The organism is Streptomyces sp. NPDC058683 (assembly GCF_042716195.1).
GTDB lineage: Bacteria > Actinomycetota > Actinomycetes > Streptomycetales > Streptomycetaceae > Streptomyces.
In genome coordinates this window covers 1-12,620 of sequence record NZ_JBHXSK010000027.1, presented here as the reverse complement: position 1 = coordinate 12,620, position 12,620 = coordinate 1, and the positions used below count along the sequence as shown (strand labels likewise).

The 12,620-nt window shown below is 72.3% G+C and carries 10 protein-coding genes and 1 pseudogene; 6 read left to right on the top strand and 5 right to left on the bottom strand.

The window, feature by feature from the left end; genetic code table 11:
- Positions 1-140: 140 nt before the first annotated feature.
- Positions 141-1,310 carry a steroid 3-ketoacyl-CoA thiolase gene (locus ACFWXC_RS28065; protein ID WP_384483067.1) on the top strand — a complete coding sequence of 390 codons (1,170 nt, stop codon included), beginning with the start codon at positions 141-143 and terminating at the stop codon, positions 1,308-1,310.
- A 105-nt stretch (positions 1,311-1,415) separates the two neighbouring features.
- On the opposite strand, the gene ACFWXC_RS28060 is transcribed toward ACFWXC_RS28065, so the two are convergent.
- Positions 1,416-3,461: a phosphatase PAP2 family protein gene (locus ACFWXC_RS28060; protein WP_384483066.1), complete on the bottom strand. Its 2,046-nt coding sequence runs from the start codon at positions 3,459-3,461 to the stop codon at positions 1,416-1,418.
- A gap of 372 nt (positions 3,462-3,833) precedes the next feature.
- Here ACFWXC_RS28060 and proP point away from each other — a divergent pair, with 372 nt between their 5' ends.
- From proP to ACFWXC_RS28045, 3 genes are all read left to right on the top strand, one after another.
- Positions 3,834-5,213, top strand: coding sequence for a glycine betaine/L-proline transporter ProP (gene proP / locus ACFWXC_RS28055; RefSeq protein WP_384483065.1), 1,380 nt, complete (start codon positions 3,834-3,836; stop codon positions 5,211-5,213).
- Between the two features lie 270 nt (positions 5,214-5,483).
- On the top strand, positions 5,484-6,653 hold the full coding sequence (locus ACFWXC_RS28050; RefSeq protein WP_384483064.1) for a DUF2330 domain-containing protein: 1,170 nt from the start codon (positions 5,484-5,486) through the stop codon (positions 6,651-6,653).
- 110 nt (positions 6,654-6,763) lie between these two features.
- Positions 6,764-7,435 (top strand): O-methyltransferase, encoded by a 672-nt coding sequence (locus ACFWXC_RS28045; protein ID WP_384483063.1) that lies wholly within the window; start codon positions 6,764-6,766, stop codon positions 7,433-7,435.
- Between the two features lie 29 nt (positions 7,436-7,464).
- On the opposite strand, the gene ACFWXC_RS28040 is transcribed toward ACFWXC_RS28045, so the two are convergent.
- A complete protein-coding gene (locus ACFWXC_RS28040; RefSeq protein WP_351731661.1) occupies positions 7,465-7,854 on the bottom strand; it encodes a hypothetical protein in 390 nt (129 codons plus the stop codon).
- Between the two features lie 91 nt (positions 7,855-7,945).
- Between ACFWXC_RS28040 and ACFWXC_RS28035 the strand changes: the two genes are divergently transcribed.
- Entirely contained in the window at positions 7,946-8,377 is a 432-nt protein-coding gene (locus ACFWXC_RS28035; RefSeq protein ID WP_384483062.1) for a DUF1992 domain-containing protein, read from the top strand.
- Here ACFWXC_RS28035 and ACFWXC_RS28030 read toward each other — a convergent pair.
- The 3 genes from ACFWXC_RS28030 to ACFWXC_RS28020 form a co-directional block, all read right to left on the bottom strand.
- Complete coding sequence (locus ACFWXC_RS28030; RefSeq protein WP_384483061.1) at positions 8,366-9,064, bottom strand: hypothetical protein; 699 nt, start codon at positions 9,062-9,064, stop codon at positions 8,366-8,368. The two genes, ACFWXC_RS28035 and ACFWXC_RS28030, sit on opposite strands and share 12 nt — an antisense overlap.
- A gap of 5 nt (positions 9,065-9,069) precedes the next feature.
- Positions 9,070-9,723, bottom strand: coding sequence for a hypothetical protein (locus tag ACFWXC_RS28025; protein ID WP_384483060.1), 654 nt, complete (start codon positions 9,721-9,723; stop codon positions 9,070-9,072).
- A gap of 103 nt (positions 9,724-9,826) precedes the next feature.
- Complete coding sequence (locus ACFWXC_RS28020; RefSeq protein ID WP_384483059.1) at positions 9,827-11,860, bottom strand: DHA2 family efflux MFS transporter permease subunit; 2,034 nt, start codon at positions 11,858-11,860, stop codon at positions 9,827-9,829.
- Positions 11,861-12,042: 182 nt separating this feature from the next.
- Here ACFWXC_RS28020 and ACFWXC_RS28015 point away from each other — a divergent pair.
- Positions 12,043-12,620 (top strand): annotated as a pseudogene (locus ACFWXC_RS28015) (peptidoglycan-binding protein); the annotation flags it as partial.

Genomic DNA, 12,620 nt, shown 5'->3' with positions numbered 1-12,620 from the left:
TTGCGTGCAACCCCCTTGCGGTTGCGGACGAGCTGTCAGCAGACTGCACACAGAACTGGTACGCGTTCTAGTTCTGCGTGGCGGGCCGGGCCGGGACGCCCCTGCGCCGCGCGGGTGACCGAGGAGAGGACCGAGCCCCCATGGCCGCGGAACCCGTGATCGTCGAAGCCGTACGCACCCCCATCGGCAAGCGCGGCGGCGCGCTGGCCAATCTGCATCCCGCCTACCTCCTGGGCGAGACCTACCGTGAACTCCTCGGCCGCACCGGCATTCCCGCCGACGCGGTCGAGCAGATCGTCGGCGGCACGGTGACCCACGCCGGCGAGCAGTCCATGAACCCCGCGCGGACGGCCTGGCTGACCGTCGGGCTGCCGTACGAGACCGCGGCCACGACCGTCGACTGCCAGTGCGGCTCCTCGCAGCAGGCCTCGCACATGACCGCCAACATGATCGCCGCCGGGGTCATCGACGTCGGGATCAGCTGCGGGATCGAGGCGATGTCGCGGGTGCCCCTGGGCTCCGGCTCCAAGCACGGGCCGGGCAAGCCCTTCCCCGACGAGTGGAACGTCGATCTGCCCAACCAGTTCGAGGCCGCCGAGCGCATCGCCCGCCACCGGGGCCTGACCAGGGAGAACGTCGACTCGCTCGGGCTGCTCTCGCAGGAGCGGGCGGCGTACGCCTGGGCCGAGGAGCGCTTCAAGCGGGAGACCTTCGCCGTGCAGGTGCCGACGACGGAGGAGGAGCAGCACGCCGGACAGGGCATGTGGCGCCTGGTCGACAAGGACGAGGGCCTGCGCGACACGTCCATGGAGGCGCTGTCGGGCCTGAAGCCGGTGATGCCGACGGCGGTCCACACCGCGGGCAACTCCTCCCAGATCTCGGACGGCGCGGCCGCCATCATGTGGGCGTCGAAGCGGATGGCCCGGGCCCTGAAGCTGCGCCCGCGGGCCCGGATCGTAGCCCAGGCCCTGGTCGGCGCCGACCCGCACTTCCACCTCGACGGCCCGATCGACGCGACCCGGGCCGTGCTCGGCAAGGCCGGCATGACCCTCAAGGACATCGACCTGGTCGAGATCAACGAGGCGTTCGCGTCGGTGGTGCTGAGCTGGGCCCAGGTCTTCGAGCAGAGCCTGGACAAGGTCAACGTCAACGGCGGCGCGATCGCCCTCGGCCACCCGGTGGGCGCCACCGGCGCCCGCCTGATCACCACCGCCCTGCACGAACTGGAGCGCACCGACAAGGAGTTCGCCCTCATCACCATGTGCGCGGGCGGCGGCCTGGCAACCGGCACGATCATCCAGCGGCTGTAGCGCCCCAAAGGGGCGCGGGGAACTGCGCGACCAGCCACGACGGCGCCGCAGACGAACGACAGCGCATCGCGGCGCCTCCAGCCGAGCGCGCAGCGCCGGCAGGCGTCAGCCGGGAGCCGGCACCGTTACCGGCTCCCGGGGCTCCCGGTCTTCCTTGTCGGCCCCCGCCGCCCGCAGGGCCCGCGGACCCTGCAGCAGATAGCCGACGCCGAAGCCCGCGCCCACCACCGCCGCACCGCCCACCGCGTCCAGGACCCAGTGGTTGCCGGTGGCGATGATCGCCGAGACCGTGAGGAGCGGGTGGAGCAGGCCGAGGGCCTTCAGCCACCACTTCGGGGCGACGACGGCGATCACGATCCCGCACCACAGCGACCAGCCGAAGTGCAGCGAGGGCATCGCCGCGTACTGGTTGGTCAGCTCGGTGAGGGTGCCGTAGTCCGGCTTGGCGAAGTCCTGCGGGCCGTGCACCGTGTCGATGACGCCGAGACCCGGCAGCAGACGCGGCGGGGCCAGCGGGTAGAGCCAGAAGCCGATCAGGGCGAACGCGGTGGCGAAGCCGAGGGCGGTACGGGCCCAGCGGTAGTCGACCGGGCGGCGGACGTAGAGGACCGCGAGGACGGTCAGCGGGACGACGAAGTGGAAGGACTCGTAGTAGAAGTCGAAGAAGTCCCGCAGCCAGCCGATGCCGTACACCGCGTGGTTGGCCCAGTGCTCGATGTCGAGGTGCAGGAACCGCTCGATGTCGAGGATCTGGTGCCCGTGGTGCTCGGCCCGGACCCGCCCGGAGGTGCCGTCCCCGTCCCCGGCGGCGGCCAGCCGGATCTGCTGGTAGGCGAAGTAGACCAGCCGCATCGCGACCAGTTCGAGGAAGAGGTTCGGCCGGGTCAGGACCCGGCGCAGCCAGGGCGCCAGCGGCACCCGGCCGAAGCGGGCCGGCACCGGCTCCGCGTAGTCCGTCGGGACCGGGCGGGCGAACTCGGGGGCGGTGCGGGACAGGAACGGTACGACCGTGGCCGCGGCCAGGGCGGCCAGCAGGACCGCGTTGTCGCGCACCGGGACGAAGAGGGACTGGTTCGGCAGCAGCGCCTTGGCGGGCAGCGTCATCACCATGACCACCACGACCGGCCACACGGTCCGGTCGGCGGCGCGCCGCCCGGTCCGGCCGACCACCGCGAGCAGCACCCACAGCAACTGGTGCTGCCAGGCGGCCGGCGACACCGCCACCACCGCGCAGCCGGTGATCGCGACCGCCAGCAGCAGCTGCCCGTCCCGGGCGTAGCGCACCGCGCGGCGCAGCGCCAGGACGGCCACGGTCGCGGCGAGCGCCAGGAACAGGACTATCTCCAGCGGACCGCTCAGCCCGAACCGCAGCAGGGCGCCGTGCAGCGACTGGTTGGCGAGCGCGTCGGCCTCGCCGCCGAGGCCGACGCCGGCCATGTGGTGGACCCAGTAGGTGTACGAGTCGTGCGGCATCGCCGCCCAGGCCAGCGCCGTGCACGCGGCGAAGGTGACGCCGGAGGCGGTGGCGGCCCGGCGGCGGCCGGTGAACCAGAGCAGCGGGGCGAACAGCAGCAGGGCCGGCTGGAGCGCGGCGGCCAGGCCTATGCACAGGCCGCCGTCGCGCTGCCCGCGGGCGGCGAAGCAGCCGAGCAGGACGAGCAGGACCGGGATGATGCTGGTCTGGCCGAGCCAGAGGGTGTTGCGGACCGGCAGGGAGAGCATCAGCAGGCTGATGGCGACCGGCGCGGCCAGCAGCGCGGTACGGCGGCTCACCGGCTGCGGCAGCGCGCGGGCGGCGACCAGGCCGAGGGCGACCACCAGCAGCAGCGTGCCGAAGGTCCAGCCCCAGCCGAGAGCCTGCTCGGCGGCCCTGGTGAGCGGCTTGAGCACCAGCCCGCCGAACGGGGACCCGGTGAACTGGGTCGAGTCGTACAGCGAGCCGTTGACGTGCAGCACGCCCTCCGGGCCGACCCAGGTCTCCAGAGTCGTCAGCCGCTCACCGCTCGGGGTGCCGAGGACGACGGCCATCTGCCGTACCGCGAGGATCGCGGCCACCGCCCACAGCCCGAGCCGGGCCATTCTGAACCGCGCCCCTGGCTCCGCTCCCCCGAACGCGTCTCCCGGTCTCCCCCTGTGCTCCACGTTCGCCACGCCGCGCCGGCCTCCCGCCCCGCTCGTCCGCCCTGAGAACCCTGAGAACCCCTATGAGGCTCCCATTCCTTTCTGTCAGAGACGCGGGCAACCCCCTCTTCACCTGACGTCCGCCCCCGTTTTGTCCGGAAGACGACAGCGCGGAAGGGGCGCGGTTGCCCGCGTGGAGCGCGACAAGGATCACAGTGGGCGGTCCGCGTACGACCGCGGGAGCGGGCATACGTCCCTGCGTACACCGCATTTAGCTGCACAATGCACGGATGCATGTACGCGACGTAACGGACCCAAATCCTCCTATCGTCGCTTTCCGACCCGTCCGGCGCCGTACGGGCCGCGCCCCCCGTCCCCGTCGAGAGGTAGGCGAGCCCCGTTTTGGCGACCGCCACAGCCGTCACCCCGCCCGTCAAGATCCCCGGCCCCCGTACGGCCGACCCCGCGCCGACCGTCACCGACCCCGCGCTGGTCAAGCGCGCCGTGAAGGCGGCCGCGCTCGGCAACGCCATGGAGTGGTTCGACTTCGGCGTCTACAGCTACATCGCGGTGACCCTGGGCAAGGTCTTCTTCCCGTCCGGCAACCCGACCGCCCAGCTGCTGTCCACGTTCGGCGCCTTCGCCGCGGCCTTCCTGGTCCGCCCGATCGGCGGCATGGTCTTCGGCCCGCTCGGCGACCGCGTGGGCCGCCAGAAGGTCCTCGCCGTCACCATGATCATGATGGCGGCCGGCACCTTCGCGATCGGCCTGATCCCCTCGTACGCGACGATCGGCGTCGGCGCCCCGATCCTGCTCCTCGCCGCCCGCCTGGTGCAGGGCTTCTCGACCGGCGGCGAGTACGCGGGCGCGTCCACGTTCATCGCCGAGTACGCGCCGGACAAGAAGCGCGGCTTCTTCGGCAGCTGGCTGGAGTTCGGCACGCTGGCCGGCTACATCGGCGGCGCGGGCCTGGTCACCCTGATGACGGCCCTGCTCTCCGACGGCGACCTCACCTCCTGGGGCTGGCGCATCCCGTTCCTGATCGCGGGCCCGATGGGCATCATCGGCCTCTACCTGCGGATGCGCCTGGAAGAGACCCCCGCGTTCGCCGCCGAGGTCGAGAAGTCGGAGCGGTCCCGCCCGAAGGTCCCCCTGCGCGAGATGATCACCGGCCAGTGGCGGGCCCTGCTCCTGTGCATGGCCCTGGTCCTGGTCTTCAACGTCACGGACTACATGCTGCTGTCGTACATGCCGAGCTATCTGACCAGCGAGCTGAAGTACGACGAGACGCACGGCCTGCTGGTGGTCCTCGCCGTCATGGCCCTGATGATGATCGTCCAGCCGTTCGCCGGCGCGCTCACCGACCGCGTCGGCCGCCGCCCGGTGATCGCCGCGGGCTGCGCGGGCTTCCTGCTCCTCTCCGTCCCGGCCCTGCTCCTGATCCGCCAGGGCAGCCTGCTGGCGGTCGGCCTCGGCATGGGCGCCCTGGGCCTCCTCCTGGTCTGCTTCACGGCAGCGATGCCGGCGGCCCTCCCGGCCCTCTTCCCGACCCGGGTCCGCTACGGCTCCCTGTCGATCGGCTTCAACGTCTCGGTGTCCCTCTTCGGCGGCACGACCCCGCTGGTGGTGACGGCTCTGATCGGAGCGACGGGCAACATGATGATGCCCGCGTACTACATGATGGCGGCGGCGATCATCGGCGGCTTCGCGGCCTGGCGCATGACAGAGACGGCGGGCAAGCCCCTGCCCGGTTCAGCACCGTCGGTCGAAGCGCCCCTTTAGGGGCGCGGGACCGCATCCCTATGCGGCTCCGCCGCGCGGGCGCGCTCGGCCCCCACCGGCCCGCAGTCGACGAAACGAGCGCAGCCACCCCCTCAGAGGCGCGGGGAACTGCGCAAAACCCCCCACTCACCTGCACCGTTCGAACGATCCGCCCCGTCGGCCCGTACCGTCGGTAGACAGACGGTGGCTGTCCGGAACGGCCCCAGGTACCACGCCTTCCGCTATACCGTCTGAAGTCCTGATCGACGGTACGGCGGAGGGCATCGGTTCATGATCGGCCAGCGGCGACCCCGCCGACGCAGACGCTTACTCACGGTCCTCCTCCTGGTCACCGGCATCCAGCTCGGCTGGCTCGCCGCCCCCGCGTTCGCCTGCGGCTGCGGCGCCCTCGTCACCGCCGGCCGGCAGCAGGTCACCGTCGGCCGGGAGGAGTCGGTCCTGCGCTGGGACGGCACCCGCGAACAGATCGTGATGCGCCTGACGGTCGACGGCGACGCCGACCGCGCCGCCTGGATCATGCCCGTCCCGCACCGCGCCACCGTCGCCCTCGCCGACCCGGCCCTCTTCGACGAGCTGCACACCCTCACCGCCCCGGTGCACCGCACCCGGTACCACTTCTGGCCCCAGAACGGCGACTGGCCCCTCACCACCGGCGGCACCACGGCGGCCGGCCCGCCCGGAGGCGCCGCGAACGCCCCCGGCGTCGGCGTCGTCGGCCGTCAGCGGCTCGGCCCGTTCGACGTGGCCCAGCTGACCGCCACCGACGCCGGCGCCCTGGACGGCTGGCTGCGCAGCAACGGCTTCCCGCTCCCGCCCCGCCTGGACACCGCGCTACGGCCGTACGTCGAGCAGCGCTGGGAGTACGTCGCGGTCAGGCTCGCCCCCGAGACCGCGGGCACCGCGCTGAACGGCGCCCTCGACCCGCTGCACCTCGCCTTCGCCAGCGACCGGCCGGTCTACCCGATGCGGCTGTCCAGGCTCGCGGCCACCCCGCAGTCGCTGGGCCTGTACGTGCTCGCCGCCCACCGCATGGAGCCGCGCGCGGCGATCGGCGGCGAGCGCCCGAGGACCGTCTACGCCGGCCGCCTCAGCCGTCCGGCCGGCGATCTCCGCGAACTCGCCGCCGGCACCCCGTATCTGACGGCCATCGGCCAGGAGTTCCCGTACCCGTCCCGGATCTCCGACGACCACGTGCTGCGCCGGGCGTCCTCGGACGCCTCCCTCCAGCAGGTCGTCTACGAGGACCGGCTGCGCGAGGCGGCCGGGATCCCGCTGTGGCTCGTCACGATCGGCGCCGCACTGCTGCTGGTCGTCACGGTCACCTCCCTGCTGGCCGTACGGCGCTCCCGCCGCCCGGCCCTGCCCCCGCCCCCGGTACACCCCCCGCCGCCGGTGCAGCCGCCCCCGCCCCCGGCCCAGCCCCCTGCGCCGATCGGCTGAGTTCCGTCCGGTACCGGGGCGGGAGATCACCGAGTCACCCGCCTCCTGAGTAGTGCTAAGCAGGTAGCTGTCAGTGGACGGTTACCGGACATCCGAAAGGCAGCGGACGCATGAGCGGCTCTCAGCTCTGGGACGACGTCGACTTCTACTTCACCAGCCACCTCTCACCGGACGACGAGGCGCTCCAGGCGGCCCTGCGTGAGAGCGAGGCCAACGACCTCCCGCACGTCAACGTGACCCCCAACCAGGGCAAGCTGCTCCAGCTCCTCGCACAGGTCCAGGACGCCCGGAGCATCCTGGAGATCGGCACCCTCGGCGGCTACAGCACCATCTGGCTGGCCCGCGCCCTGCCCGAGGACGGCAGGCTGATCTCGCTGGAGTACAGCGCCCGGCACGCCGAGGTGGCGGTCCGCAACATCGCCCGCGCCGGCCTGGAGCGGCTCGTCGAGGTGCGGGTCGGCCCCGCCCTGGAGTCGCTGCCCAAGCTCGCCGACGAGAACCCGGCCCCCTTCGACCTGGTCTTCATCGACGCCGACAAGGCCAACAACCCGCACTACGTGGAGTGGGCGCTGCGGCTCACCCGCACCGGCAGCCTGATCATCATCGACAACGTGGTGCGCGGCGGCCGGGTCGCCGACGCGGAGAGCAGCGAACCGGACGTGGTCGGCACCCGTGCCGCGATCGAGCTGATCGCCGCCCACCCGAGGCTGAGCGGTACGGCGATCCAGACGGTCGGCAGCAAGGGCTACGACGGCTTCGCCCTGGCCCGGGTACTGGCCTAGCCCGGCCTCGGCCCGGCCGGGGCCGGGTCTCAAGCCTCGTGGTAGAAGCCCACGTTGACGCTGCGCGGGGCGGTGCGGTCCCGGACGACGATCTCGCCGGAGCCGCCCCGGGGCAGTGCGACCGTGCCGCCGTACCCGATGGCCTGGGCGTACTCGCCGACGGTCAGCAGTACCTCGGAGGATGGTTCGGCCTGGGAACCGCGCAGCCAGGTGACCTGCCAGCCGCCCTCGGGCCCGCACAGGAACTCCAGGTGCACCCGGGAGACGAACAGCCAGTCGTCGGGCGTGGTGAGCCGGCAGGCGGAGGCATCGCGGCCCACTCGCAGCACGGCGCCCGGTTCGCTGGGCGCGTCGGCCATGAGCATTCCGGCCGTCTCGCCCGCGTCCCCGGACACGGAGGCCATGGTGAGTTCGAGCACGTGCGTTCCCCCTGCGCGATTCCTGAAGCGTTCGTGGATCTCCGGCGCATGATAAAACGCCCGGCGGGGTGGCGTCCGGCACAATGAAGTCATGACCGAGCGAAAGCCACCCGGGGTGCCGTTCGAATCCTGGGTCGACAAGCAGATCCTCGATGCGCAGCAGCGCGGTGACTTCGATCAACTCGCGGGCACGGGCGAGCCGTTGCCGGCCGACCTGGACACGCCCTACGACGAACTGTGGTGGGTCAAAAGGAAGATGGCCCGGGAGGGCCTGGCGATGCTGCCTCCGGCCCTCGCCCTGCGCAAGGAGGCCGAGGACGCTCTGGCGGCCGCCTGGGCGGCCCCCTCGGAGCGGATCGTCCGCCAGCTCATCACGGAGGTCAACGTGAAGATCCGGGACATGATGTTCAAGCCGCCGCCCGGGCCCCCGCTGGGCAAGAAGCCGTACGACGTCGAGGAGGTCGTACGCGAGTGGCGGGAGCGCCGGGCGGCGGCCGAGGCGGCGGCGGACTCAGATGTGTAGCAGCCGGTCCGCCAGTTCGCGGTAGTCGCGCAGGGCCAGCCGGAGCTGTTCGGTGTCGGCCGAGCCGGGGTGGTCCCGGTCGGTGTCCTGCCAGCTGCCGCGCAGGGTACGGCGGCGCCGGTCGACGGCGTCGGTGAAGCGGGCGCTGAGTTCCTCGACGGCCCGGTCGGCCTCCTCGACGGCCGCGCGCGGCTCGTCGACGAAACCGGTGACCGCGTGCTGGAGACGCCGCTCCAGCTGCCCGCACTCCTCGTTCGGCATCAGCCGGCCGTCACTCGACGCCAGCCGGTCGTCGTCCGCCGCCAGCCGGTCGTCGTTCGACATCCGCGGGTCGTCGTTCGACATCCGTCGGTCGTCGTTCGGCAACCGTCGGTCGTCGTTCGGCACCTGCCGGTCGTCCTTGCGCGCCGGTCGGTCGTCGCGGGCCGCGTCCGGCACACGGCCCGGACCCTCGCCGGCCACCGGCAGCGCCTGACCGGTCGCCGCTTCCCGGTCGTCCATACGCTCCGGTGCGATGTCCTCACGCCCGGGGGTGACCCCCCTGCCGGAGGCGTCGCCCCGGTCGGTCGTGCCCTCGGTCGTGCGCTCGGTCGTGCGGTCCGCCCGTCCCGGCATCGCGTCGTCGCCGGGATATATGTCGCCGCCGGTCCTCGGCTGGCGGCCGCTGCCTGTCCTCGCGTCGGTCATGTCGGTCAGCTCTCCTTCGGGCGGCTCCGGTCGGCGGACCAGGGCAGATGCGGATGGCCGCCGGTGTCGGCACCGACACCGGCGCGGTGGCGGCCGGACTCGCCGGCCGGCTGGGTGACCAGGTCCTCGAAGAGGGAGCGGGCCTCGATCATGGCCGTGCGCATCTCCTCGGTACCCGCCTGGTTCTGCTGGGCCCCGTCCACGGGCGCCTGAGCGGCGCGGTGGACGCGGCGGTAGCCGTCGACGTGGTCGGCGTGGTGCACGGACAGCGCGGCGACCTGGTCGTCGTACTCGGCACCGGCCGGGAAGCCACGGGCCGCCGCCACTTCGGCGAGCAGCCGGTCGATCTCGGTCACGGACTCCCGCGGCGAGTCGACGAAGTGTTCCTGTGCGGTCGTCCAGCGGGCCGCGTAGCGTTCACGCTCCGCCGGTTCCAGCGGCCGCTCGTGCAGGTCGCCGTGGCGGTGCACCCGTTCGGCGAGCTCCTGCTCGGCCGCCTTGGTGTCGCCGCTGTGCTGGGCCACGGCCCGCTCGTACTCGGGCCCGAAGCGCTGCTTCAGGCCGTGCGGGCCGCTCCTCCTGGAGCGCGCGGCCAGCACGGCCGCGACGACGACCACGACGGCCACGATCACAATCGCGATGATCAAGCCTGTGGACATGGTTGCCTTCCGGTGTCTCGGCCCGACGGGCCGGCTCGCCCTCCGGGTGACCCGCACGGCGCCCCGCAAACAGGCCGGTCCCGGACGATCACCCACGAACTCGTCAACCGGCCCGCCGGGACGCCGGGTTCTGGGGCTGTTCGCGTTCGGTGCCGCACAGTTCGTCGGTCAGGTCGCGTACCAGGCGGTCCAGGTCGGTCGGCCGGTCCGGGCTCCACCAGTCGCCGAGGAGGTCGGCCAGGGACTCCTCGCGGGCCCTGGCGAGCCGTTCGGCGGTCGCGCGGCCCTGCGCGGTCAGGGTCAGGTCGAGGCCCAGGCGGTCGACGAGGTGCCGCTCCTCCAACTGACGGGCGCCCTCCAGGACGACGGCCATCGGGACGGGCCCGCGCTCGGCGAGCCGGCCCGGCTCCACCGAGCCGTATCTGCGGATCCGCAGCAGCAGCCAGCCGGCCGCGGGCACCAGGTCCACCCCGGCCCGCTCGTTGATCTTCCGGTAGATCTCCCGGCGGCCCTCCCGGGTGCCGAGCAGCGACAGGGCCCGGCAGCACTCGTCGTACGACGAACGCTGCACCGGGTTGGGTGGGATGGTCTCCGACGCGTCCGGCGCGGTGACCGAGCCGCGCAGCCGGTCCTCCTTGAGGAACCAGGCCAGGACGAAGCCGAGGGCGGCCACCGGAGCGGCGTACAGGAAGACGTCGGTGATCGAGGACGCGTACGCGTGCAGGGCCGCCGGGCGCAGCGCGGGCGGCAGTTCGGCGATGCCGCGCGGGTCGGCCTTGAGGGCGTCCGGGGTGACACCGGCCGGGAGGCGGACGCCCTGGAAGGCGTCGGTCAGCTTGTCGGCGAGGCGGCTCGCGAAGACCGAGCCGAAGATGGCCACGCCGAAGGAGGCCCCGATGGAGCGGAAGAAGGTCGCGCCGGAGGTGGCGACGCCGAGGTCCTCGTACGAGACGGAGTTCTGCACGATCAGCACCAGCACCTGCATGACCAGCCCGAGGCCGAGGCCGAAGACGAAGAAGTAGCAGCTCATCTCGAGCGTCGAGCTGTGTTCGTCGAGCCGGTGGAGCAGCAGCAGGCCGAAGGCCGTGACGCCGGTGCCGGCGATCGGGAACACCTTCCAGCGGCCCGAGCGGCTGACGATCTGTCCGGACAGGGTGGAGGACAGCAGCAGGCCGATCACCATCGGCAGCATGTGCACACCCGACAGGGTCGGCGAGATGCCCTGCACGACCTGGAGGAAGGTCGGCAGGTAGGTCATCGCGCCGAACATCGCGAAGCCGACGATGAAGCTGATCACGGCGGCGAGCGTGAAGGTGCGGATGCCGAAGAGCTTCAGCGGGAGCACGGGTTCGGCGGCCCGCCGCTCGACGGCCACGAACGCGAAGACGAGCAGCACCCCGAGCACCGCGAGCCCGATGATCCCCGGCGACCCCCAGCGCCAGGTCGTGCCGCCCAGCGAGGCCACCAGCACCAGGCAGGTGGCGACGGCGGCGATCAGCAACGTGCCGAGATAGTCGATGACATGGCGGGCGGTCCTGCGCGGTATGTGCAGGGCGACGGCGATCACGGCGAGCGCGACCACGCCGACGGGCAGGTTGACGTAGAACACCCAGCGCCAGCTCAGATGCTCGGTGAGCACCCCGCCGAGCAGCGGCCCCAGCACACTGGTCGCACCGAAGACGGCACCGAACAGCCCCTGGTAGCGCCCTCGTTCACGCGGCGGCACGAGGTCTCCCACGATCGCCATCGACAGCACCAGCAGCCCGCCGCCGCCCAGGCCCTGCAACGCGCGGAAGCCGATCAGCTCGCCCATGTTCCGGGCCATCCCGCACAGGGCCGACCCGACGAGAAAGATCACGATCGCTGCCTGGAAGAGCCGCTTGCGCCCGTACTGGTCACCGAGCTTGCCCCACAGCGGGGTGGCGGCCGTGGACGCCAGCAGATAGGCGGTGACCACCCACGACAGATGCTCCAGGCCGCCCAGATCACTGACGATCGTCGGCAGCGCGGTCGACACGATGGTCTGGTCCAGCGCGGCCAGCAGCAGGCCGAGGAGCAGCGCACCGATCGGGACGAGCACATTGCCGGGTACGTGCTCCGCGTCCTTCGCCTGGGTGTGCGTCATGTCCAGGGCCATGGAGACCTCCCGGGATGCTTTCAGCCATCTTCCATCGTGGACGGTGTCGCCCGGTATGGCCCGTCGAGCCCTCTTCGCACCTCCTGAAACAAGGGAATCCGGCGAACGTGCGTGTGGGTACCCCGCATAATCTGTGGAGTTCGTGAGGGTTCGTGAGAAGCGTGAGGGGAGGGACGAACACCGTGACGGATACGACCGGGGTCCACCGGTGCCCGGAGTGCGGGGCGCCGAGGGGGCGGGACAACACGCCCTCCTGCGACTGCACCCGGCGGGCATCCGACGCACTGCGCGACGCGCGTACGGCCGAGCAGGCGGCCGCGGAGGACTTCGACCCCCTGCGTATACGACCGTACGTCGACCTCTCCGGGGCTGGAGCCGAGGCCGGGGCCGCAGCCGACGCCGGGACCTGGACCGAGGCCGGGGCCGGGGCCGACGGCCGGGCCGCAGCCGACGGCGGGAGGACCCGGCCGCTGCCGGTGGTCGAGCCGGCGACCATGCCGTTGCGGGTGGTGCGGGAGGCGGTGGGCGCCGGTGCGGAGCCCGGGGAGGCCTCCGTGACCTCTCCCGGCCGGGGAGAACCCCGTCGGCGCCGCCCTCGGTGGGTGCTGGCCCTCTCGATCGCCGGGGCGGTGATCGGGATCCTCGCGGTGGCCGGTTTCGCGAGCGGAATGTTCTCCCAGGCGACGCCGACGCGGGACACGGCGGCGCCGGAGGACGTCCGGGAGAGCGTTCCCGACGTGACGCCGAGCACGGAGTCGCC